Here is a 22,477-nt window from a genome sequence, read left to right as displayed (position 1 = left end):
TTCAATAATTAAAGCCAGCAAAAACGCTGGCTTTAATTGATTCAGATTAGTTAAGTTTAAAGTGACCTGTTAATGCGAAACCATTTAAACTAGTATCACCAACAGTAACGGAGCCACTGTTTAAGCCTAATTCAGGATCAATCACATACATACGTGGTGCGACAACTGCTGTAACAGTGATTTTATCCTCTGCACGTAACAGATTGAAGTACTGATTATAGTAATTAGCTAAAGTACTGTTTTGTTGGACCATGTCATATAAAGAAATTGAGCCATTTGAAGCAATTGAGATGTCTGAAGCTGCGTCAAATGTTCCATTTGTAATACTACCTAATGATGACGCAATTTTAAAAGTTGCGCCTGCTGGGATGGTTGCTGATTGAATTGAACCATCTGCATTAAAGACAATATTCAATTTGTCTAGGTATACATCTAAGGTTTCTTCTAATGCATTACGATTGGCAACTACTTTAAAGCCAACCTCAGCGCTTTCATTTACATTGGTCGTGGTATTCGCCATTGCAAAAGTGATACGGGCAGTATTATTAATATCAGTACGGTTTACGAGTAACGGTGCTGCTGCGGTAGAGTTTTTAATTTGTTCCAAAGAATAAGAAGCAAGAGAGAAACTATTGATAAGAGGAGTTTTGACGATATCCTGGATTTGTTCAAGTATCCCCTCATTATTTTCAATCGCATTCACTAGGTCGTTCGCACTTCCCCCTGTTGTAAGCACCGTAGCTACTACATCAGAAAGAGTTTGAATATTACCTTGTACTTGAACAGCCAATTGCTCAGGAACTCGGATCTCTTCGCCTTTTTCTTCTAACTTTTCATTTGCTGTGTTCACAGCCGCTTCTAAAACAGCACTGAGTTGAGTAGGGGAGATCGCACCAGTTGAATCAAATAATGATTGATTTGGTGTTTTAAGTGTTTGAGTGATTGCATTCACAGCTAAAGCAGTTGCTTCTTCAAGGTTAAGGGCAGCATTACCTTCACTGTTTGGAAGAGCTTGTAAACTATCCTCAATTTGCGTGATTAATTGCTGCAAGACAAAGATAGATGCCATTTCTTGGGCAGTACCAGAAGAAACTGGGTTAAAGGTAGAAAGGTTAGAAGCATTGGCGTTTTTAATACCCAGATTATCTAGAATAGTTTGTAGATCCTGAGCAGAGCTTACATAATATTCAAGAGTAGTCAATGGGCTTGCAACCAGTAAGTTTCTAGAACTCCAATTTTGTAAGTTCGTTTTTTTAATTTTAAGCGTTCCGGTAAATGGTAAACCAGTCACTAAATCTGTGCCACCAGTCACGGTCATCGCAGATTCATTGCATGCACGCGTAGTGGTGAAATTAAATTTACCTTCATCATTTGTTTCAGTTGTTAAGCCATCGCAGTCATCTAATGAGATAGTGGCTCCACCCACATAAAAGTCAACGGCTACACCTTGAACAGTGTTAGGTACAAATGGACTTGCACCATGATCATTATCACTACCGCCACAGGCACTAAGTAATAAAGAAGTAGCAGCTGCAAGTGCTGTAAGTTTAAGTGAATGCTTTAACATAATTTGCCTCGAAAAGTAAGTTTCTAGTTTTGTTACGTTGTAAAAATAGTACGAATTTTAAATGAAAATGTATAATAAGCGAATGACTAAAACATTAATTATGCTAAAAGATTATAAAGAAAATTGAGTAAAAGTAACTCATTTTTGTCTATTCAATATGTAACGATGTATTTAGTTTGTATCATTGATTTTCCCTTTTCTAAAATACGTTGAGCCCATTCAGCGTAATAATTTACATCTTCTACTTCTTCGTTTTTTGAAGGATGATTAATTGTAGTTATTGTAGTAATACCTCTCACTTCAGATAGAAACTTTTTAGGCCAACTGAGTGATTGAGACAGTATTGAATTATTTAATATTTCTAAATCTGTCTCAATTAATCGTTGAGTTTCTTCTTCATATGGGAGTAATAAGGTAGAGATATTTTTTTTACCATCTGAAGTATCAATTTCACACAAATAAAATTGATGATTATTTTCTATGTTCAAAATTTTATAGACATAAAAGTAGCGTAATTGATTGTTTGCAAACTTATGCCCTCTGAAACGTTTATATTTTTTAAAAGGTGAGTTCTTTATTTCTTTGATTTTATATCCTTTTTTCTCAATTTGTTCCAGTAGTTTAATCAAGTCTTTATGAGTGACTCGCTCTAGTTGAATTTCTGATTCTGTTGTAAATCCAGGCACTGTACCCTCTATATCTCCTTCGCCTCCAGCAAATCCTTCTTCTTGATTTTGATCTTTATCCATTTGTTTTTGTCTTTTCCGTACTACAGTTTCAGCAGGAGGTGTCTCTAAAGAAATTTTTAATTCTTCTATAGTATAAATTTTTCCAGGTATATTTCTTATTTTATTCAGTAGTTTATCAGTATCTGCCTCAGCATTTTTATTCAGTTTCTCTTTAGGCTGACTTGCTGGTTTTAGTTTATTTGAACCTTGCCCTTGAGCATTTTTGACCTGTTGTATAATTTTTTTTGCAGTGAAATGAAATTGAATAGGGCGGTTGATAGCTGTATCAAGATTTTTGAAAGATCTGATGCGCTCAATTCTGTAAATACCTATTTTTTTATCATAAATTCCATCTACTGTTAGATGAATATTTTTGATCTCAGGAGCCTCCATGTCAAAATTAAAATATTTAGCACTGTTTTGATCAGTAATTGTTTTCTGATAAATGCTAAGGAAGGCTTTATTTAAATCAGGTTGTAATAGAATTAAAGCCAATTTTTTCAAAAAATGAGGATCGGAGAGATCTTGTTTTAAAATCTTTTTATTTTGTGCAATAAAAATGTGGATTGCATCAGGATCCTCTACGTCTACTAAAATATCTGTTGAATAGTTTTCTGCAAAAAGTGCCGCACGTAAAAGATAAGGGTGTGAAAAAAATAGATCTCTAGCAAGAATGAGCTTAGGTAAAAGAATCGTAATACTTTTATCTGATATAGATGAATCATAATTAAATTCAAAACAGATCCTACCCTGATGCATCTTTTGAGGCTCATCCTCAGATAAAATGATAGTTTTGAATGTTGTGAAATTTACACTTTTAAGTGTATGGCTAAATAATTTCTTTTTTGGATAGTCATCAGCAATTGGAGTGAGATAGTCATAAAGAAGAATGCTCTCAATTGGTAATTGAAGCTGAATATAGCTGTTAATAATAGGGTTAAACAAATGAGTATCAATATCAAACCGAGTTTGACCACGTCGACTAATTTTTGTCGCAGTATAGTAAATCATATCATTCGGTAAAAAGTCAGTTGAACAATCACTCATTTTTCTATTTCTTCCCAAATATTATTAAAAAATCGACGTGCTTCTGGCGTTAATCGCTGCTCACTTAATCCTGATTCACGTAAAAAAACACTCGATGGATAACATCTATCTTCAATATTTTGGCGAATATAGGTTCGAGTCAGGCGACGTATTTGATAACAATCCACAGACTCAGCGTAACGATCCAAAAAGGCTGCAGTCAATGGGAAAAAATTCCAGTTTTTTTCAATCATACTCACTGAACCCAGTTGTCTAATAAAAAACTTTTTTGTCCATTGCGGGGAGTCTAGATCTTCTAATAATTCATTCCGTATTTTGATGAGTTGTTTAATAAACTGTCGATCTCGAGCTCTCCAGTCAATACGTGGTTTAGGGACAGAAGGAGGGGGAATTAAAGCTGATTTATTGATAAATAATAGCCAATCTTTATGATTGCGATATAAGCGAGCATACAGTGAGCCATTTTGTTGGCGAGCCTGTTTGACTGGCCTTTCTAGGATTAATTTTGTCCATTGTTTTTGGTCCTCAGATAACGTTTGATCTACTTTATTATCAATACATATTGCTGCTGTTGCGGCATCTTCCTCTAGGTCCATTGATACTAGGTGAATATATTGCTTATATATTTCAATTGGATTTTTCTCTGGAACAAGAGCTTTTAATACGATTAGATGCTCAAGATAAGAAAACGCCTTGCGGTGTTTCCTACAGATATTTTTGAGCCAGCAGTTCTCAGACAGCAGATCACCTAAATGATAATATTGAAGAAAACTTTCGCCCCAATATTCAATGACTAATTGACGGACTTTTTCGTAATTGATATTTTTACGGCCTGATAGTAATTCCCTATCTTTTAAGACATAGGTATCTACACAATTTCCGAGCTTTGCGTTAAATTGAAGAGCATGCTCTTCAATTTAACATCTCTGGTCTGGATCAGCGTCTTGTCAAACGTTATAACAGCCTTGTAAAACTCAATATGAATCCTCTTGCTTCACTTGCTCCCGCAATCAAAGACCTGGCCTCTACCCAAAAGTCGAGTTTCTCAACTACACAGGCTGTTTGGCGATTCCTGAATAATAATAAAATCTCTTTTAGTCAATTAAACCAGCCGATTAAGCTTCTTGCATGCGAACAGATCAAGACATCACCGCATCAGTATGCATTAATCGTTCATGACTGGTCTCAACTGCAGTATGTGAAGCACAGTCATAAGGTTCGGCGTCTTCAAAGAACAGAGGCGAATTCAGGCTATGAATTGCAAAGCAGTTTACTTGTCGATGCGTCATCAGGGCTCCCAATTGCGCCATTAGCTCAGACGCTAACAGATGCATCCGGCTGTTATTCCACATTCAGTGAACAATACAGCGAGCGCAAGTCCCATTTGGACTCACTCGCAGAACAAATCAAAACGATTGAACAGTATCCGATTGAGAAAACAAAAGTCCATATCATTGACCGTGAAGGAGACTCGATTGCCCACTTGAGGGAAATCAGCAGCCATGGTTTCAAATGGTTGATTCGGGCCAAAGAAAGCCATCGGATTGAGCATCAAGGGGAAACCTACAAAGTTGCAGAAGTCGCAGAAAAAGTAGTAACTCAGCAAGTTAAGCCGATTGCTTATAAAGGAAACAGGCATATGCTGCATGTTGGAGAAACCGATATTCGGATAACGCGTGCAGCAAAACCGAAGAGAAAAGATGATTTAGGCCAACGGGTTGCTCCCCAGCCAGGCAAGGCAGTTACAGCCAGATTAATTGTTGCTGTGGTGAAAGATGCTCAAGGTAAAACAGTCGCGAGATGGTCGCTGATCAGCAATGTTTCTTCAGAGATTGATGCGGTAGAATTAACCACCTGGTATTACTGGCGCTGGACAATTGAGTGCTATTTCAAGCTTCTGAAGCAGGCAGGCCATGACGTTGAATCATGGCTTCAGACCACACCTGCAGCGATTTTAAGACGGCTCCTGATCAGCAGTATGGCGTGTGTACTGACTTGGCGAATACAGCGTTCTGAAGATGAACAAAATCAGAAAATTCGTATATTTCTGGCCCGTCTTTCAGGCCGACAGCAGAAGAGAGGTAAGTTGGAAAGTGCACCTGCAATATTGGCAGGACTTTCGATTTTACTGAACACTCTTCAACTGCTCTCAGAATATTCAATAGATGAACTGAATGAAATCGCAACAATTGCATTAGGTACATCAAGATGTGTAGATACCTATGCTTTTAAGATAAGAAAATAAGCATCTGATACAGTAGAAAAATCCTGCACATTGAAGGGTGCTGAATGAGCGAGTAGCTCTTCGATCAGTCCTGCAAGCTCGATATGATGATTTACGTCTTGAGGATTAAACACAAGCTGTGAAGACTCTTTTAGTGCATTCAAATGGGCAAAATAGAATTTTCGGTCTATCCCATTGCAAGGGATCGAACTTATAAAAAGAGGTTGCTGATGTCCTGTACAATACTCGTACCCAGTAATCTGCCAGCTGCGTTTCCAGTAAACTTCACCATATTGTTCCATCTGTTCTTGCCAACAATGAGGACAGAATCGAAAAAAACTCACAGCTTTGATCCGTGATGCATTTTTTCCCAATTTAGTATGCAGTGATTGATACTGTTCATTTCGCAATGCCTGCACAGCATAACGCATCACTGTATCAGGTTGGAATGGTTGGTAAATTGGTAGTAGGGTGTGCTGGCTAATTAAAATAAGCGCATCATAATGACCTGGTAAGTAACCGGCCAACCTGTCTAGATGCGAAGGTAAATCGTAAGTTGGTGTTAAATTCCTGCTATTGAATAATTCTTCAGTGAGATATTTGGGACTCAGAATCCCATTGTGAACAGCATAACGGGCAATTACACTGTAAATTAGCTCATCCGGATATGGCATTGGAAAATTCGAAATCATAATACCGTGCTCTCCATTCTTTGTTGCTTAATGCAAAATAGGACGAGTAGGATCAAACAAATAGTGAGATGATTTTAATAACTCATAAACATCTATTTCCTGTTCTTGTGCTTGACTGAAAAAGTTTCGTAAGTCAGTAGCTTCAGTACTTTTCCATTCCTCTGCCTTCATGACTTTACGAGATGTCCGTGGCTTCCTTGCCGGAGTCGTGGTTTGATGCTGTTTAAACTTATCTTCTGCTACAGGGCTGTCTAATACTTCCAGAATATGCTGGAGGAGTACCTGTAAGTTTTCGTTTGGATATTTTTTTAATGCAGAAGTGACATGCGGTTCTATTGTAGCGGCGGGATGACCTAATGCTGTCAGCATACCTATTAAAGTAGAATAATGCGGTCCCAGATCTTTATGCTGTTTTTCTGTTTTTAATGCGGCTTTAAAACGGTGTTGTTCAACATACTCCTCAATTTGAACTTGAGGGATAGTGAGGTCAGAATACCGTGCAATACGTGCAGGATTGCCTGAACGCAGTGCATCTAGAATATCGTGGACTGGCTGCAATTGTTCTTCGTAGACTTTTTTAAATAATTCTGAGGTGATTTTTTCCAGACTGATGGTGATTGCATGAATTTGTACCAGACAGAACAACTTAACCACTAGATCCGGAATACCTTGCGTATAATAATACCAAGTGGCTCTTAATTCATCGGTCAGTTCAGCTGGTTGTTGAACCCATTGATACTGCCATAGCTTGTTTGTAAAAGCATGCCATTCAGAAATAATCATTTGATCGGGAGTACTAGGATCGGGAGTAGGGGCTTCATTACGCATAGGTTCCCAGATTAAAGAGCCTAATCCTGCACTGCGTCTAGCTGATCTCAAGTCTTCTTGCAAAATTTCATTGGCTTTGGGTGTCCCAATCATCACGATCGGAATGGATGCGACATTCACCAAGGTGACAAAGAAATTAAGAATAATCTCAGCCCCACCAGATTTTTTTGTATTTAAATGCTGGATTTCATCAATGATTAAAAGTCCAATTGAATAGTTATTTGCGATGATTTTCATCTGCTGCAGCATTGCATTTACATTTAAGCGGCTTCTGGTAAAACGATGCTCGAAGTTAGTATCTCCTAATGCTAAATCTACTGCTCTAAAAAAGTTTGAGCATAAGTTTTTTAAAGAGCTATCATGAGGGCAATCAATTTTAAGATAAACAATTTGCTTTAACCCCAGTTCTTTATGCTCAATCACTTGCGGATAATAACGCAAAATCTTGTTCATCGTGGTCGTTTTCCCACTCCCAGAACATCCTATAATAGACATACTAGTGGCTGTCGATTCTGGAGGAGCGTAGCGGTAAGAGCTTTCGTTTGAAGGTTCTAGTTGTTGAAAAGCCGCGTGCAAATGCCTGTGTCGATCACCATTATTGATGTTTCTACTCACGTAACCTTGCCGGATCATGATAGAAATTTTTTGTTCAAGGGATAGATGTTTGGTGAGTGGTTGGAAAAAATCATGAGGCAGTTGAGCAATTAGATGAATTCTTTCTGGTTGAGGCAAAAAACGCTGCTCTGGAATAAATTTTAGTTTCCCTCGTAGGTGTTTAATAACCGACTTCGTGTCAAGAATGGGCGGTAATTGAGTAATGAGAGGATTATCCCCATAGATGTCTTCTATTGATGTATTAATCGTGAGTTCATTATTATTCATTCTTCATCGTCCTCTTCAAATAATTGTCTCATTAAATCTGGTTGACTTGTCAAATCTAGATTGCTGGTTTGAGATGGGGGTATTTGAGTATTATCTTTATTGGGATTGATGGTCCGGATAGAATTTACAGGCCTGTTTTGTAGGTGTTCCGCACGTTCCATCTGCATGGCTTCTTGTTTATTCTGCCGGATATTTCGAGTACGTTGTGCGTTAGAAAGTTGGTGAACTCCCGCTTGAGCCCGCCGACTCTGTGCTGACTTAATGATGTTGTCAGTAAAATCCTGCAATTCGCTGATGGCTACAGACTTGAGTTGCGAATGCTGTTTTTCAACAGTTTTGATCGCTTTTTGAATTTGTTCAGCTTCCCACCAGGTCAGATGTTGATATTGACGTGAGGTATCATTTAAGTGAGCCTCCCAGTATTCCAATTTATTTTCATCATAAAAAATATAAATGGTATTTACTGAGTATGGGTCAAAACCAATCCGCAACTTTTTCGGGCGAGATTTGGTTGTGTTTCGAATAAACCAGCCTTGTTGATGCATTTCCAGACATTGATAGACTAATCCTTTGACTTTAAGTCCTTTGTCACTTAAGGAGGCATCGATCCTAGGTAGCAAGCCAACATATAGTGATTTGTTATCCACTTGTCTTAACATCCCAGTGCGGTGCTGTAGGCCCCACTGCCAGAGCTTAAGAGGAATAGATGGCAGGTCAGTTGGCATATCGGCACTGCGATCATATTTCGTCAAGACATCAAAATTATTGCGTAACAAGATGCAGCTTAATATGATTTTTCTGAACTCTTCCAGAGTCAGGCACGCTTCTAGCCGATAATCATGTCCGCCTTTCTTTTTTTCCTTGAATCCAGAAACAACACCAATATTATCGTAGGATTTAAAGCGTGACTGAATGATTCCGAAAGCCCTCTCCACAATACCTTTGGCATCGCTTCGATACGGTGGTGCATTTTCAATTCGAACAGAAAAGTTTTTTTCAAGAAGTTCAATTTGATAGCCAATTAGTTCGCCGCGGTCTGCAAGTATGGCGCTAGGTAAACCATAAATCGGCCAGTCTTCCGCTTGTATTTGTAAGCCATAACTCTGACAGAATGTTACTTTATCTTGGATTGCGACGCTGAGGCATTGTATGGCTGTGTTAAATGAGCTGTTTTCCATACCGACATAAAGCCCAGTAATCATCCGGCTAAATACATCGATAGCAATATATACGGTAGGTCTGCCAATAATCTGTGATGGATCTCGTGATGATACAAGGTAGATATCAGCGATTGTTGAATCTATTTCATAACGTGCACCAGGACCATTTGCGTGCTTGGTCGCTGTTGAAGTCAGAGGTTTGTGATCTTTCAGAGTTTTCTGATTCTTCAGAATTTCCTCGGAATTGTTCTTATTTCTATATCGCTTATTATAAAAATAATAGAATTGGGCATAGGTTGGAATATCTGCGGCTTGCACTTGATGAAAGTGCTTAGAAAATAAATTTTTAAACCGAAGATAAGTTTCGTTAATGGATTGTTTTTTGACAGGAACTAAATACTCTTCGATGGCTTGCTTAAAATATAATTCAACCTGTTCAGTGACATTCTTACCTTCATTCGATTCATAAATGCGTGGTCTGCCAATTTTTTTATCACCTATAGCTCTTTTTTGGCCTTTTCCACCTGAGTTTTCATAGTCAGGTAGCAAAGCATTTATAGTTTGACCACGTTGCCAGTAGCGTCTTAGGAGTCGTAGGATTTTATTAATTGATACTTCTTTTTCTAGATGTATAGTTTTAATTTTTGCAGTCCTGATTTTTGCATTGATAAGAACTTGTTCATCATTAATTAAATCTTGAATAATAAAAAAGTTTTCATCTCTTTTTTTGAGTTGAATAGAATCCTCACTCAAGTTTAATCGTTTTAAGTGATCATAAGGATCTTGTGCTGGTATTAGGCTTTGATCATCTGAGAGAGTTTGAAGTTCCTTGGATAAAATGAGTTCAGGAAAAGCATTTTTATTATCAATTGCAATCCATACGGTATACTGCGGTAAGAATTTGAGTATCCGGTATTGTGTTGAATTCAAGATGTAAACTGAATTAATTAGTTGCATGGACTGTATTCTCGTTCTGGAGCAAATTACTTGCATGAATATCAGAGAGTTTAAGCTCCAAGTACGAAATTTCTAGATTAAATTGCAGTATTCGCAGGGCAAATAGTTTTCTAAACAATGCGAGCGTCGTTCCGATACCCCTTTTTTGAGTTTGGTCAGTATGGTTGCAGAAAGAGATCAATGAGCTTTGAGGATACTGGCTAATTTCTTCCATAAAATAAATTGCTTGATCAATCATATGATTTGTTATTTCAAGATTATTTTTTTCTACATACAGCCATTTAATGTTCTCTAGTACCGTAGCAGGAATATCCTTTTCGGTAATCAGCTTGAATGGCGTATTGTGCTCTTCTTCCCAGTAACGACGTTTAATTTCTAAAGACTCAATAATATGAGCTTTATTCAAATCCTTGCTATAAAGAGTGTCGAGGGCTATAGAAAACTTACCAAAATCAACTAAAAAATCTGAAGATAGGGTAAAAGGTAGATAATCAACCGATACCTTTTTCATCCGGTAACGAGAACAGATGGAGTTAAGATCATAGATATCCAAAGGATAATGTTCACGAATATCTGTAACGTTCTGATTCCAGTCAAGCAGCAAAAAGGTGGATAACTCTAGATCAGAAAACAAGTGGTGAAGACGTTTACTCACACGACCTTGTACTCTATGAGAGCGACCAATTGAACTGAAGTTATGAACAGTTTTGCAAGATTTATAATCTCGTCCATGGCCTTGGCCATATCCTTCTTTTACTAATTCCTCATAGTTTTTTATAATTTTTGTCATACAGAAGACCTATGAATTTTGGTTGATAATTCATCATATCTCAAGGAAGATAATTTTGTATTTGGCAGAAATATACAAACTTAAATATATTTATATACAAACAAAATTTTATAATTTTTATTTAATTATTTTTTAAATTCAGTAGCTTAATAATTTATCGGGTATTTTAGTACTCAATTGCTGAGTTTAAAAAACGTTTAGGATAGGCAAAAGTATTCAAATTACATCTTAGTAAACATCGTTGCATATTTTTATGTAAACCAACTGCATATTCAGACTCAAACCCGACCACTCATTCTGGTTCATAGTAAAATGCTTATTTTATATTCCAAATATTTTAAAACAAAATATGCAAATTTGAATCTTAAAGTATTGCCTTAATCTGCTATAACTTGTACATCATATTGATGCACAAGTTGGTGGGAAATATGGCTAACTTAGCAACAGAACGAATCAATGTTCGTTCAACTGTAGATGTAAAGAATGTAATTGAGCAAGCTGCGAATTTATTGGGTCTTAGTGTGAGTTCCTTTATGATCCAATCCTCATTTGAACGAGCAAAAGAATTACTTAAATATCATCACGAGTTAAAAGTAAATAATGCTGATCGTGATATGTTAATGAATTTGCTTGAAAATCCACGCCCTGCAAATGATGAGATGAAAAAATTAATGAGTTTATTGGATGAAAATTGAGGTTTTACAAGACCATCATCAGAAAAAATCATTTAATTGTGGGCAAGATGATCTAAATAAATCCATAAAACAATACACATCCCGATATCAGAAATCAGGAACAAATAAAACCTATGTTGCTATTGATGATGATACACAGTAGGTGAGAGGATTTTATTGTCTATCAAGTACCTCTATAGGATTTGATGCTATTTTCACTAAACGATTACCTCGTTATCCATTACCTTGTGTGGTTGTGGGTCGCTTTGCCGTTGATCAAGCAGCGCAGGGCAAGGAATTGGAAAAGTACTTTTAGCTCAGGCTCTTAAACAAGTTTCAAAAGTTGCTCAAATTATTGGTGTTAATTTTGTTGTAATACATGCTAAGGATCAAAAAGCTATGAAGTTTTATCAGCGGTTTGGCTTTATCTCATTAACATCAAATCCATTAACATTAATCTCTGTACACGACAAATTTCACAGAACCCTTATCCTATCAGGATTCTGCTTTCTTAAAATTGCCAAAATTTCCTTAAACTCTTCTTTTTTCCCAAAACCAATTAAACGCTGAATCGCCATTTGAACATAGTCTAAACCATAGCGAAATAAACTCATTGAGAGTCGTCCATGCTTCTTTATTTTTATCGCTTTTTTTTGATCATGTTGCCATTCACCCGTTAAGTAACACCAACAGAAGCTTATAGCTAACACCGCAATCAATTTTTTCACTCGTCTAGGGTCTGTCAAGCGCGTATTTTCAAGATTAAACCCGCGTCCTTTGAGACAACTGAATAAGGTTTCAATTTCCCAGCGTAATGCATAATCCTGAATAGCATTGGCATTAAACTGAGGAGAAACGACGAGTAAAAGCTCTCCATTTTCTAACTGTAGTGCACTTATATATAGTTTCACCCGACCAACCAAAATCCGTCGTTTACGACATTCAATTTGACCAACTTTAAGATGGCGAAATAAATCACTAATTTTATGATTCTTTCCTAAATGATTGGTGACAATGAAGTTTTTTTAACACGAATGCAGAAGTTGATGTCTTGTTCAATTAACCATGTAAACCACTGCTCACCGATAAACTCTCTGTCTGCGAACACATTCACAACACGGTCTTTACCAAAAATGGCTATAAAGCGTTGAATCAAAGCAATACGCTCTTTCGTATCTGAATTTCCACGTTTATTAAGCAATGTCCAAAGGATAGGTATCGCTATTCCACGATAAACGATTGCGAGCATCAGGATATTAATATTTCGTTTTCCCCATTTCCAATTGGTTCTATCTAAAGTCAGTTGCACTTGGTCGAATGAAAACATATTGAAAATCAACTGAGAAATTTGACGATAATCAAAATACTGACCTGCAAAGAAGCGCTGCATACGTCGATAAAATGATTGTGGTAAGCACTTGATGGGCAAGGCTTTAGATGCAGAAGAAAGATTACATGTTTGCTTTAAAATAATCACAAGCATGATGAGCGCAAAGCACTTTAAATGTGACTTGTTCCATTTTAGAGATTTGTTTAAGATAAGATATAACTCATTGAGATGTGTCATAGTATTCGTCGTTAGAAAACAATTATTGTGACATTATTTCAATGAGTTATCTATTTTTGTCGTGTACAGAGAACATTAATATATCCAGTGAATGAAATACCTCATTTTAAATAAGGTGGGCTGCTAGCTAGTAACAGGAATAGCTAATAGACTTATTCAGAGTTTGCACATAGTTCCTTATCCCTTATTTTGCTTTATGACCAAATACTGCGTCTAATTATGGTAATTTAATTAAGTTTGTTTTATTTTTGATCATAAGTTGTTGATATATATTATTCATTATTTTTCAATTTTAAAATTAAGTTTGTATTAGAATTTGGTATCCTTAATTTTAGATGAAATTAAGTTTGTATTAAGTATCGGGTTCTTCCACTTTAAAATACGAATTCTTGCTCAGAAAGGTGAAGCATACTTTAAATAAAAATGAAATGTTTTCAAGATGAGGTCAAAAAGGGATGCTTTTTGAATCTAGGGTGAGATTTTTATATATCTATATTGTTGAATATATTAGTAATAATTTTATATTTCTGGTGTGATTCTAATTTGAATTTATTTATATTAAAAACCCTGTAGACTTGGTGAAGAATCACTGGGTCTACAGGGTAGGGTTTCGTTCGTTTACTTCATTAATATCCAAACTTAAATAATTAAATCTAAACTTAATTATTTGATACAAACTTAATTATACGAACACACCAGCCTTTATTTAAATAATTATTCTACAGTGACCGATTTAGCGAGGTTTCGAGGTTGGTCGACATCCGTACCACGAAGAACCGCAACATGATAAGACAGCAATTGTACAGGCACGCTATAAACAATTGGAGCTAGTATTGGACTGATGCTTGGTACATAAACCACATGCTGACGGTCTTTGGCTTTAATGCCACTATTTTCATCGGCAAAGACAAAGAGTTCACCACCACGGGCTTGAACCTCTTCCATATTGGATTTGAGTTTATCGAGCATGTCATCTTTCGGTGCGAGAATGACCACAGGCATGTCATTGTCGACTAAAGCGAGCGGACCATGTTTAAGTTCACCTGCGGCATAGCCTTCAGCATGGATATATGAAATCTCTTTGAGTTTTAACGCCCCTTCAAGTGCGATCGGGAAATTCGTGCCACGACCTAAGAATAAGCAGTGCTGCTTCTCTACGAAGAGTTCAGATAAACGTAAAATTTCAGGGTCATTACGTAAGGTATCTAAAATTACTTTAGGGGTATGCCAAAGTTCAGCCGTAATATCAGCCACATGCTGTACAGAAATGCTCTTCTTGACTGTACCGATTTTTAGGACCAATAACATCAGTGCTGCAAGCTGCGTGGTAAACGCCTTGGTCGATGCTACACCAATCTCAGGACCCGCCAGTGTAAGCAAGCTATGATTGGTCTCACGTACCATAGATGATGTTGCGACATTACAAATAGTCATGGTGGTGATGTCAGCACCTTTTGCTGCAGCACGCTTTTGGGTATCACGCAGTGCGGCTAAAGTATCAGCGGTTTCACCAGACTGTGAAATGCAGACATAAAGCGTGTGATTGACAATGACAGGGCTGCGATAGCGGAATTCGCTCGCAATTTCTACTTGGCACGGTAAATCAATCAGTTGTTCAAACCAATATTTGGCAATCATCCCTGCATGGTAGCTGGTCCCACAGGCAATGATTTGGATTTGTTGAATTTTTTGGAAATCAGCGACTGCATTGGCAAGAAAATCTTCACGCAGTGCATTGCCATCTAGAGCTTGAGAAATGGTTTGTTGAATCGCTTCGGGTTGCTCATAAATTTCTTTGAGCATGTAATGCTTATATTCACCTTTAGATGCATTGCTGACGGCAGCATCTAATTCTTTGATTGGGCGCTCGACCCGTTGACCAGCGACAAAAACTTCAATGCTATTGCGGGTTAAACGAGCAATATCACCTTCTTCAAGGTAAATAAAACGATTGGTAATAGGTAGTAAAGCCAATTGATCTGAACTGATAAAGTTTTCGCCAATACCGACGCCAATGACCAAAGGTGAACCTTCACGCACGGTAATCAGTTCATCGGGATGGTCAGTATGTACAATACCTAGTGCATAAGCCCCTTTAAGCTGAGGCACGACTTGTTGCACAGCTTCCAGCAAGCTTGGAGTTGACTTTAAAGCATCCTTCACCAAGTGAGCGACCACTTCAGTATCGGTCTGTGAGGTAAATACATAGCCTAAAGCTTCAAGATCATCTTTAAGTTCTTGATAGTTTTCAATAATGCCATTATGGACTACAGCAACATCGCCTGAAATGTGCGGATGTGCATTATCTTCAGTGGGTTTACCATGGGTTGCCCAGCGGGTATGCGCAATACCCAGAGAACCGATAATATTGGATTGATTAACGGCTTCTTCTAAATTTGAAACTTTACCGACACGTCTTTCGCGTAAAACTTGACCTTGATTGACCAGCGCTAAACCCGCAGAGTCATAGCCGCGATATTCAAGGCGCTTTAAACCTTCAATTAAAATATTGGTAATACTACGTTCTGCAACGCCACCGACAATACCGCACATAATTTAATCCTCTTATTTCTTCATCTTTTGTGGACGTTGATAGTTTTCTTTTTCAACTTGCTTAGAGCGTTCTACCGCTAAACTATTCTCTGCAACATCACGGGTAATGGTTGAACCTGCGCCGACGGTTGCCCCATTGCCAATCGTGACAGGTGCAACCAATGAGCTGTTGGAACCAATAAATGCAGCATCACCAATGATAGTTTTAAATTTATTTGCACCATCATAATTACAGGTAATGGTCCCAGCACCAATGTTCGAGCCTGCACCAATTTCAGCATCACCTAAATAGGTAAAGTGGTTGGCTTTTGAACCGAAGCCAATGCTGGTGTTTTTGACTTCAACGAAGTTACCAATATGCACTTCAGCCGCCAGTTTTGCACCTGGGCGTAAACGAGCAAAAGGACCAATCTGCGCATCTTCACCAACCATAGCATTATCAAAGATGCTATACGGCTGAACTTTTGTACCTGCTGCGATCTTGGTGTTTTTGATGATACAACCTGCACCAATTTCTACATGGTCGCCGAATTCACATTCGCCTTCAATAATCACATTGATGTCGATGCGTACGTCTTGCCCAACGGTTAAATTTCCACGAAGGTCAAAGCGACTAGGATCAATTAAATGCACACCTTGCTGCATGAGCTTTTTGGCTTGATCGGTTTGGAATTGGCGTTCTAATGCGGCGAGCTGAATACGATCATTCACTCCTTCAACTTCGAAGGCTTGTTCAGGCTCCACCGATGCGACTTGCATCCCATCAGCTAAGGCCATTGCTACAATATCAGTCAGGTAATATTCACCTTGCGCATTGTTATTGCTGAGTTTAGGTAACCATTCGTGCAATTTGGCATTGCTGACACAGTAAATACCTGTATTAATTTCTTTAATCTGATGCTGCTCTGTGGTCGCATCCTTATGTTCAACAATCGCCTGAATCTGACCATTCTCACGAACTATACGCCCATAACCTGTTGCATCGGCTAAAGTTAAAGTCACTAGACCAATGCCTGTCTCGGCAGTTGCATTGAGTAATTTTTGTAGTGTGTTTTGAGAGATGCAAGGTACATCGCCTGATAAAATCAGTGAGCTGCCTTCCTGCGGAAGGACTGGGAGTGTCATTTGCACTGCATGACCTGTTCCGAGTTGCTCAGCTTGTTCCACCCATTCAATCTTTTCATGAGTAAACGTTTCTTGAACTCGTGCACCGCCGTGGCCATAAATTGTAATAATATTGGCTGCATTTAATTTTTTTGCAGTGTCGATGACATGACCAAGTAAAGGACGTCCTGCAAGTGGTTGTAGTACTTTGGGTAAAGAAGAACGCATACGTGTTCCTTTACCTGCAGCAAGAATAATAACAGTCGTTGACATGTTGTAATCCTAAAAATGGCCTAAGCCACAGTGAAATAAAAATAAATCCAAATACAAAGTGCAGCCCATAGTCCTGCAATCAGGTCGTCGAGCATAATGCCAAAACCACCCTCGACTTTTTGGTCAATGACGCGAATTGGCCAAGGTTTCCACACATCAAAAATACGAAATAAAACAAAACCCAGCAGTAGCCAGAGCCAATTCATTTGCCCTAAATATAGAACAGGTAAAAAAGTGATGGACTGGCCAGCAAACTCATCCCATACAATACGCCCATCATCATGTACGCCCATCACTTTGGCGGTATGCCCACAGATATAAATACCAATGAGAGACATGAGGAATATGGCAATAATGGTGTTGGATAAGCCAATTGCAAGCCAAATCGGGACAAACAGCAGCGCGAAGGCAGAACCAAACGTTCCAGGTGCTTTAGGTGCTAGCCCTGAGCCAAACCCTACACCGCAAAACACGATGAAACGGTCATACCAAGAAATCTGACGAAAGAGGATAGGGGGCTTATGCAAAGTGTTGATATCCATTAAATTGCAAGGAATGGTCTAAGCCATTTTGTTGAAAACGCAGACCACTTTCGGCATCAATTTTTCCAATGACACTGATGCTGCTATGGTTTTGTTGTTGCAAAAGTTTTTCATAATTCTGCGGACTTATTGTAAAGCATAATTCATAGTCATCGCCACCCGCCAAAGCATATTGCCATTGTTGTTCTCGTGTTACATCTTGTAGAGCGGTATTGATTGGCAATTGATCAAGTTGTAGGGTCGCGCCCACATGGGATGCTTTTAAAATATGACCGAGATCTTGTGCTAAGCCATCCGACACATCAATCATACTGTGCGCCAAGCCTTTGAGCGCCTGACCCAGTTCACATCGTGGGGTGGGGTAGTCCAAACGTTGTTGGAGAGGGTGGCCTAAGTGTTGCAAGGCAAAAGCAGCATCACCGACCGTACCACTGACACAAATCAAATCACCCACTTGCGCGGCAGAACGGGTGACGGCTTGACCGATATCAACCCAGCCCAGTGCAGTCACGGAAATGGTGAGATGTGGGCTTTGTGTGGTGTCTCCACCAATTAAACTCACGCCAAATTGATCACAGCAATCATATAAACCCTGACTAAAGCCTTTGAGCCAGTCATGATCAATTTGGGGTAAGCTCAAGGCCAATAAAATACTCTGAGGTTTCGCACCCATTGCGGCGATATCAGATAAATTGACCGCGACAGATTTCCAGCCAATCGCATGTGGGCTGGTATCAAGCGGGAAGTGGCGTCCAGCAACCAAGGTATCGGCACAAATGACCAATTGTTGCTGCGGTGGTGGGGTGAGCAAGGCTGAGTCGTCACCGACGCCTAAATCGACAGAATGAGGACTCTTACGATTAAAATAGGTATCAATGATCGAAAACTCAGCCATACAACAAATCTACTACTGTGAGTTCGCTTGTTGCTTTTCTGCTGCACGTAAAGTTGTTGCTAAACGATCTAATACACCATTGATGTATTTATGGCTGTCTGCACCGCCAAAATGTTTAGCAAGCTCGATCGCTTCGTCTAAAACCACGCGATATGGAATTTCAAGATGTTCCTTGAGTTCATATGCGCCTAAACGAAGGGTCGCAAGTTCAACGCCGTCAAGCGCAGAAACTTCGCGATCAAGCACAGGGATTAAGAGCGCATCCAATGCTTCATGATTGGCAACCACTTGGGTTAACAATTCATGATAATAGCTCAGATCCACTTTGTGCATGGCATTTTCCACACGCGTACGTGCTTCGATCTCATGGACTGGATTGTGGCTCATTTGCCATTCGTAAATTCCTTGTACAGCAAAGCGACGTGCTTTACGTTTTGCTGCATAAGTTGCTTGCAATGTTTGCGACATAGCGTTAAATAGCCTTTAACAAGTTAACCATTTCAATTGCAGTAAGAGCAGCTTCGCCGCCTTTATTACCTGCTTTTGTACCCGAGCGTTCAATCGCTTGTTCAATACTATCCGTAGTCAATACACCATTAATCACTGGAAGACCAGATTCTAGGCCAACCACCCCTAAACCTTTGGCACATTCACCTGCAACAAAGTCGAAGTGCGGTGTGCTACCACGAATCACAGCACCCAGTGCAATGATGGCATCGAAGCGTTCAGACGCCACTAATTTTTTAGCCACGACAGGAAGTTCCCACGCGCCTGGTGCATGAACAACAGTGATATTATCCTCTGATACACCATGACGTTTCAATGTATCAATTGCACCTTCTAATAGATGTTCGACAACAAAACTATTAAAACGACCCACTAAAATCGCATAACGGCCTTCGCTAGCGAGATGTAACATACCTTCAATACGGCGAATTGCCATAGCAACCTCGATGATTTTTTAAGTTGTTTGATGTGCGGTGATATATTCCACCACTTCTAAATTAAACCCAGAGAGTGCATTAAAGCGTAAAGGTGAGCTCAAAAGCTTCATCTTTTCTACGCCTAAATCACGTAAAATTTGTGCGCCCACCCCAATGGTTTGGTACTGCTGAGATAAAGCCGCATTGGATTTGGTTGGTTTTGGTGCTGTAAGGCTGTCTAAGGCTGGGCCTAAGTCTTGTAAATGACGCTGACCAATCCAGACTAAAACACCACGATCGCTGCTTGCGATTTCTTGCAGGGCTTTGTCGAGATTCCATGCTGGCTCGCCGTCTTTTTTGTTGAGCTTGAGCAGGTCACGAACAGGGTTGAAACCATGGACACGAACGGTGGTTACCCCTTCTTTTGGTTCACCTTTCACCAAAGCCAAGTGAATATCTGGATTGCCTAATTCGCGGTAACGATATAAGTCAAATGTCCCATATTCGGTATCAATGCTTTGCTGATCAATACGTTCAACTGTTTGCTCGTTGGTCATACGATAGTGAATCAGATCCGCGATAGTGCCAATTTTTAAACCATGCTTTTCAGCAAAAATTTCAAGATCGGCACGACGCGCCATCGTGCCATCTTCATTGATGATTTCACAGATGACCGATGCAGGCTCTAGACCTGCTAGGCGAGATAAATCACAACCTGCTTCGGTATGACCTGCGCGGTGTAGAACGCCACCAGGCTGAGCCATCAATGGGAAAATATGTCCTGGTTGAACGATATCTGATGGTTTGGCATGTGCCGCTACTGCCGTTTGAATGGTATGCGCACGTTCTGCAGGTGAAATTCCTGTAGAAATACCTTCAGCCGCTTCAATGGAAAGCGTGAAGTTGGTGCCATGTTGTGCGCCATTGGCATCGACCATCAATGGAAGATTCAATTGTTTACAGCGATCACGGCTGAGCGTTAAACACACCAAACCACGTGCGTGGGTGATCATAAAGTTGATGTCTTCTGCGCGAACATGGGTCGCTGCGATAACTAAATCACCTTCATTCTCACGATCTTCGTCATCCATCAGGATGACCATTTTACCTGCACGGATATCTGCAACTAGCTCTTCAACGGTATTGAGCGGCATCAACCTTCACCTTCATCGTTGTCGCCATGGACGACATATCATTTGTTTTCATTGGCACATAGTTTAAGCTTTTTTCAGGCTTTTGCCTATGTGCGAATCATTTCCTTGAGTCGTCCATTGTTATACACAGTCAGTCCCAGCTTGAAAAGATGCCTTTATTTTAAAAAGCTGAAATATGCTTAGTCTTTAAGCGATTGAAAAGCATAAAAAAGAACAATCTTATCGAAAATAAGTCAATCGGCGCAGTAAATAAGGGGTCTAGACAAATGTTGCACTATTGATGGCTTATGGTTGAGCGGTAAAGTCGTTCTTTTTTGAATTTGACCATCAGGTTCAGTTTTAGCAGGGTACTGCAACTAATGAATCAGACCGGGGTGGATATTTGAGTTCACTCATGGGGTAGGGGGTGGTCCAAAAATATATTGAATATGCCGTAGCGAACAACCAGACGATTCGTCATCTATTTTTGATTTTTTGATATAATTCTTCTTTTTTAATCCTCTGGATTATTTCTTCTGTGATGTCCTTACTTGCTCAATATTTTGCACAGCAACAATTTTGCGTATTGGTTGAATACTTAAGCGCACACCAAGCCCAGTGGTCTGTGAAAACTCAATTTGCAGGCTTTCCTGCGGCTATGACGCTGGCCGATCGGGTGCATGCAGATGACGATGAAGCGCCTTTGCAAGTCGCCAAACAGTATCCACAAGAGATTGAGAAAGTCATTCACTTTTCGGGGAAAGCGCGTGATATACAAGACTTTGAGCAGTTTTTGAAAGATGCAAAAACACAGGGTCAAAAGAACCTGTTGCTTTTAACAGGCGATAAATTAAAACAGCACCACTATAGCCATGACCTAAAGCCACGAACACGTTATTTGGAGTCGGTGAATGCTGTCATGGAAGCCAAACGCCAAGGCGGTTTTCATATTGGTGTGGCGTTTAATCCGTTTAAATATGCGGAAGCGGAAAAAGAGGCGCAATATCTGAAACTGCATAAAAAGATGAAAGCAGGGGCTGATTATGTGATTACCCAATTGGGCTATGACATGACTGCTTTGCAAGATGCACATGCATTTTTGGTGCAGCATCAGTATGCTCAGAAAATTTTAGCCTGCGTCATGCCACTGACCTTGGCACGGGCTAAGTTTATGCTGAAGCATAAAGTGGCGGGTATAGTGATCACCCCGCATATGTTGCAGGTATTGCAACAGGAAAAAGAACAGGGTTTAAGTGATCGCGTTTATGTGCGCTGCGCATTACAGATTCTAATGTGTCGACATTTGGGTTTTGCGGGGGTGCATTTATCGGCTTGCCATCAGCCTGAAGAACAAAGCTTACTGGAGCGTTATATTGAAGAATATCGGCATTTGAGTTTTGCTGAGTGTGAACGACTTTGGAATACGCTTTGGCAGGTGCAAACAGGCACAGAGTTTCATCCGAAGCTGGATTGTTATTCGCGACCTGCGACCTCAAGTCAGATTATTAAGTACCAACATCTGCATCTGATGCACGATGCTTTATTTGAATCTAAACTGGCCAAAGGCGTGGGGCGGTTTATTTTCAATTTCAATGTTTGGGATCGCTCGCGTGCCAATCAAGTACTACTGAAAACAGAACATTTGAGTAAACATGCAGTGGTGGGCTGTGAAAGTTGCGGTCAATGCCGTTTAGGCGAGACTCTGTATATTTGCCCAGAAACTTGCCCCAAAGGCTTGGCCAATGGGCCCTGTGGTGGAACCAGCTTAGACCGCTGTGAATTTGGTGACCGTGAATGCATTCACTCAGTCAAAGCACGCTTAGCCAAAGCCGTTGGACAAACCAAGATCTTAAAAGAAAAGCTGATTCCGACCGTGTCGATTGCGGTGCGTGGAACCAGCTCTTGGAAAAATTGGTATGTGGAGTCTACTGGCTGAAA

Annotated in this window: 18 protein-coding genes and 1 pseudogene; 4 read left to right on the top strand and 15 right to left on the bottom strand. The window is 39.5% G+C overall.

The window, feature by feature from the left end; genetic code table 11:
• Positions 1-46 precede the first annotated feature (46 nt).
• The 3 genes from AC4MDD_RS17515 to AC4MDD_RS17505 form a co-directional block, all read right to left on the bottom strand.
• Positions 47-1,567 carry a hypothetical protein gene (locus tag AC4MDD_RS17515; protein ID WP_491882097.1) on the bottom strand — a complete coding sequence of 507 codons (1,521 nt, stop codon included), beginning with the start codon at positions 1,565-1,567 and terminating at the stop codon, positions 47-49.
• 152 nt (positions 1,568-1,719) lie between these two features.
• Positions 1,720-3,342, bottom strand: coding sequence for a Tn7-like element transposition protein TnsE (locus AC4MDD_RS17510; protein WP_491882096.1), 1,623 nt, complete (start codon positions 3,340-3,342; stop codon positions 1,720-1,722).
• Complete coding sequence (locus AC4MDD_RS17505; RefSeq protein ID WP_491882095.1) at positions 3,339-3,938, bottom strand: TnsD family Tn7-like transposition protein; 600 nt, start codon at positions 3,936-3,938, stop codon at positions 3,339-3,341. The genes AC4MDD_RS17510 and AC4MDD_RS17505 overlap by 4 nt, the downstream gene beginning before the upstream one ends.
• A gap of 383 nt (positions 3,939-4,321) precedes the next feature.
• Between AC4MDD_RS17505 and AC4MDD_RS17500 the strand changes: the two genes are divergently transcribed.
• Positions 4,322-5,587 carry a transposase gene (locus AC4MDD_RS17500; protein WP_491882094.1) on the top strand — a complete coding sequence of 422 codons (1,266 nt, stop codon included), beginning with the start codon at positions 4,322-4,324 and terminating at the stop codon, positions 5,585-5,587.
• Here the strand turns inward: AC4MDD_RS17500 and AC4MDD_RS17495 are convergent.
• Genes AC4MDD_RS17495 through AC4MDD_RS17480 form a run of 4 tightly spaced genes read right to left on the bottom strand, consistent with a single transcriptional unit; the run spans position 5,563 to position 10,875 of the window.
• Complete coding sequence (locus AC4MDD_RS17495) at positions 5,563-6,258, bottom strand: TniQ family protein (protein WP_491882093.1); 696 nt, start codon at positions 6,256-6,258, stop codon at positions 5,563-5,565. The two genes, AC4MDD_RS17500 and AC4MDD_RS17495, sit on opposite strands and share 25 nt — an antisense overlap.
• 27 nt (positions 6,259-6,285) lie before the next feature.
• The gene (locus AC4MDD_RS17490; protein WP_491882092.1) at positions 6,286-7,968 is read right to left on the bottom strand and encodes an AAA family ATPase; all 1,683 of its coding nucleotides are present in this window, start codon (positions 7,966-7,968) and stop codon (positions 6,286-6,288) included.
• Positions 7,965-10,085, bottom strand: a complete 2,121-nt coding sequence (locus AC4MDD_RS17485) for a TnsB C-terminal domain-containing protein (RefSeq protein ID WP_491882091.1) — start codon at positions 10,083-10,085, stop codon at positions 7,965-7,967. Before AC4MDD_RS17485 ends, AC4MDD_RS17490 begins: the two co-directional genes overlap by 4 nt.
• A complete protein-coding gene (locus AC4MDD_RS17480; protein WP_004728826.1) occupies positions 10,072-10,875 on the bottom strand; it encodes a heteromeric transposase endonuclease subunit TnsA in 804 nt (267 codons plus the stop codon). Before AC4MDD_RS17480 ends, AC4MDD_RS17485 begins: the two co-directional genes overlap by 14 nt.
• Before the next feature lie 428 nt (positions 10,876-11,303).
• On the opposite strand from AC4MDD_RS17480, the gene AC4MDD_RS17475 reads away from it, so the two are divergent.
• Complete coding sequence (locus tag AC4MDD_RS17475; protein WP_491882090.1) at positions 11,304-11,570, top strand: type II toxin-antitoxin system TacA family antitoxin; 267 nt, start codon at positions 11,304-11,306, stop codon at positions 11,568-11,570.
• Positions 11,560-12,008: pseudogene (locus AC4MDD_RS17470) on the top strand (GNAT family N-acetyltransferase); the annotation flags it as partial. The gene AC4MDD_RS17475 and the pseudogene AC4MDD_RS17470, both read left to right, overlap by 11 nt.
• 17 nt (positions 12,009-12,025) lie before the next feature.
• Here AC4MDD_RS17470 and AC4MDD_RS17465 read toward each other — a convergent pair.
• The 8 genes from AC4MDD_RS17465 to ribBA all read right to left on the bottom strand — a co-directional run bounded on the left by AC4MDD_RS17465 (position 12,026) and on the right by ribBA (position 20,560).
• A protein-coding gene (locus AC4MDD_RS17465; protein ID WP_491881637.1) for an IS4-like element ISAba1 family transposase occupies positions 12,026-13,116 on the bottom strand; the annotation gives its coding sequence in 2 pieces (ribosomal slippage) (positions 12,026-12,576 and positions 12,576-13,116; 1,092 coding nt in all).
• 714 nt (positions 13,117-13,830) lie between these two features.
• The gene (glmS, locus tag AC4MDD_RS17460) at positions 13,831-15,669 is read right to left on the bottom strand and encodes a glutamine--fructose-6-phosphate transaminase (isomerizing) (protein ID WP_490751643.1); all 1,839 of its coding nucleotides are present in this window, start codon (positions 15,667-15,669) and stop codon (positions 13,831-13,833) included.
• Between the two features lie 12 nt (positions 15,670-15,681).
• On the bottom strand, positions 15,682-17,046 hold the full coding sequence (gene glmU / locus AC4MDD_RS17455; RefSeq protein WP_490751644.1) for a bifunctional UDP-N-acetylglucosamine diphosphorylase/glucosamine-1-phosphate N-acetyltransferase GlmU: 1,365 nt from the start codon (positions 17,044-17,046) through the stop codon (positions 15,682-15,684).
• A 20-nt stretch (positions 17,047-17,066) separates the two neighbouring features.
• The gene (locus AC4MDD_RS17450) at positions 17,067-17,588 is read right to left on the bottom strand and encodes a phosphatidylglycerophosphatase A family protein (RefSeq protein ID WP_491882089.1); all 522 of its coding nucleotides are present in this window, start codon (positions 17,586-17,588) and stop codon (positions 17,067-17,069) included.
• Entirely contained in the window at positions 17,566-18,483 is a 918-nt protein-coding gene (thiL, locus tag AC4MDD_RS17445) for a thiamine-phosphate kinase (RefSeq protein WP_201702092.1), read from the bottom strand. Before thiL ends, AC4MDD_RS17450 begins: the two co-directional genes overlap by 23 nt.
• A 12-nt stretch (positions 18,484-18,495) precedes the next feature.
• Positions 18,496-18,951: a transcription antitermination factor NusB gene (nusB, locus tag AC4MDD_RS17440; protein ID WP_004983920.1), complete on the bottom strand. Its 456-nt coding sequence runs from the start codon at positions 18,949-18,951 to the stop codon at positions 18,496-18,498.
• A gap of 4 nt (positions 18,952-18,955) precedes the next feature.
• Positions 18,956-19,426 carry a 6,7-dimethyl-8-ribityllumazine synthase gene (ribH, locus tag AC4MDD_RS17435; RefSeq protein ID WP_004684294.1) on the bottom strand — a complete coding sequence of 157 codons (471 nt, stop codon included), beginning with the start codon at positions 19,424-19,426 and terminating at the stop codon, positions 18,956-18,958.
• A gap of 18 nt (positions 19,427-19,444) precedes the next feature.
• Complete coding sequence (gene ribBA, locus AC4MDD_RS17430; protein ID WP_004983924.1) at positions 19,445-20,560, bottom strand: bifunctional 3,4-dihydroxy-2-butanone-4-phosphate synthase/GTP cyclohydrolase II; 1,116 nt, start codon at positions 20,558-20,560, stop codon at positions 19,445-19,447.
• A 520-nt stretch (positions 20,561-21,080) separates the two neighbouring features.
• Here ribBA and AC4MDD_RS17425 point away from each other — a divergent pair.
• Complete coding sequence (locus AC4MDD_RS17425) at positions 21,081-22,475, top strand: methylenetetrahydrofolate reductase C-terminal domain-containing protein (protein WP_419380900.1); 1,395 nt, start codon at positions 21,081-21,083, stop codon at positions 22,473-22,475.
• The last annotated feature ends 2 nt before the right edge of the window (positions 22,476-22,477 follow it).

Source organism: Acinetobacter sp. CAU_H_29a_1 (assembly GCF_058599505.1).
This window is presented reverse-complemented; position numbering and strand designations above follow the sequence as displayed.

Coding starts and splice junctions, on each gene's coding strand:
- AC4MDD_RS17515 (WP_491882097.1), bottom strand. CDS start 1,567: ATGTTAAAGCATTCACTTAAACTTACAGCACTTGCAGCTGCTACTTCT.
- AC4MDD_RS17510 (WP_491882096.1), bottom strand. CDS start 3,342: ATGAGTGATTGTTCAACTGACTTTTTACCGAATGATATGATTTACTAT.
- AC4MDD_RS17505 (WP_491882095.1), bottom strand. CDS start 3,938: ATGGACCTAGAGGAAGATGCCGCAACAGCAGCAATATGTATTGATAAT.
- AC4MDD_RS17500 (WP_491882094.1), top strand. CDS start 4,322: ATGAATCCTCTTGCTTCACTTGCTCCCGCAATCAAAGACCTGGCCTCT.
- AC4MDD_RS17495 (WP_491882093.1), bottom strand. CDS start 6,258: ATGATTTCGAATTTTCCAATGCCATATCCGGATGAGCTAATTTACAGT.
- AC4MDD_RS17490 (WP_491882092.1), bottom strand. CDS start 7,968: ATGAATAATAATGAACTCACGATTAATACATCAATAGAAGACATCTAT.
- AC4MDD_RS17485 (WP_491882091.1), bottom strand. CDS start 10,085: ATGCAACTAATTAATTCAGTTTACATCTTGAATTCAACACAATACCGG.
- AC4MDD_RS17480 (WP_004728826.1), bottom strand. CDS start 10,875: ATGACAAAAATTATAAAAAACTATGAGGAATTAGTAAAAGAAGGATAT.
- AC4MDD_RS17475 (WP_491882090.1), top strand. CDS start 11,304: ATGGCTAACTTAGCAACAGAACGAATCAATGTTCGTTCAACTGTAGAT.
- glmS (WP_490751643.1), bottom strand. CDS start 15,669: ATGTGCGGTATTGTCGGTGGCGTTGCAGAACGTAGTATTACCAATATT.
- glmU (WP_490751644.1), bottom strand. CDS start 17,046: ATGTCAACGACTGTTATTATTCTTGCTGCAGGTAAAGGAACACGTATG.
- AC4MDD_RS17450 (WP_491882089.1), bottom strand. CDS start 17,588: ATGGATATCAACACTTTGCATAAGCCCCCTATCCTCTTTCGTCAGATT.
- thiL (WP_201702092.1), bottom strand. CDS start 18,483: ATGGCTGAGTTTTCGATCATTGATACCTATTTTAATCGTAAGAGTCCT.
- nusB (WP_004983920.1), bottom strand. CDS start 18,951: ATGTCGCAAACATTGCAAGCAACTTATGCAGCAAAACGTAAAGCACGT.
- ribH (WP_004684294.1), bottom strand. CDS start 19,426: ATGGCAATTCGCCGTATTGAAGGTATGTTACATCTCGCTAGCGAAGGC.
- ribBA (WP_004983924.1), bottom strand. CDS start 20,560: ATGCCGCTCAATACCGTTGAAGAGCTAGTTGCAGATATCCGTGCAGGT.
- AC4MDD_RS17425 (WP_419380900.1), top strand. CDS start 21,081: ATGTCCTTACTTGCTCAATATTTTGCACAGCAACAATTTTGCGTATTG.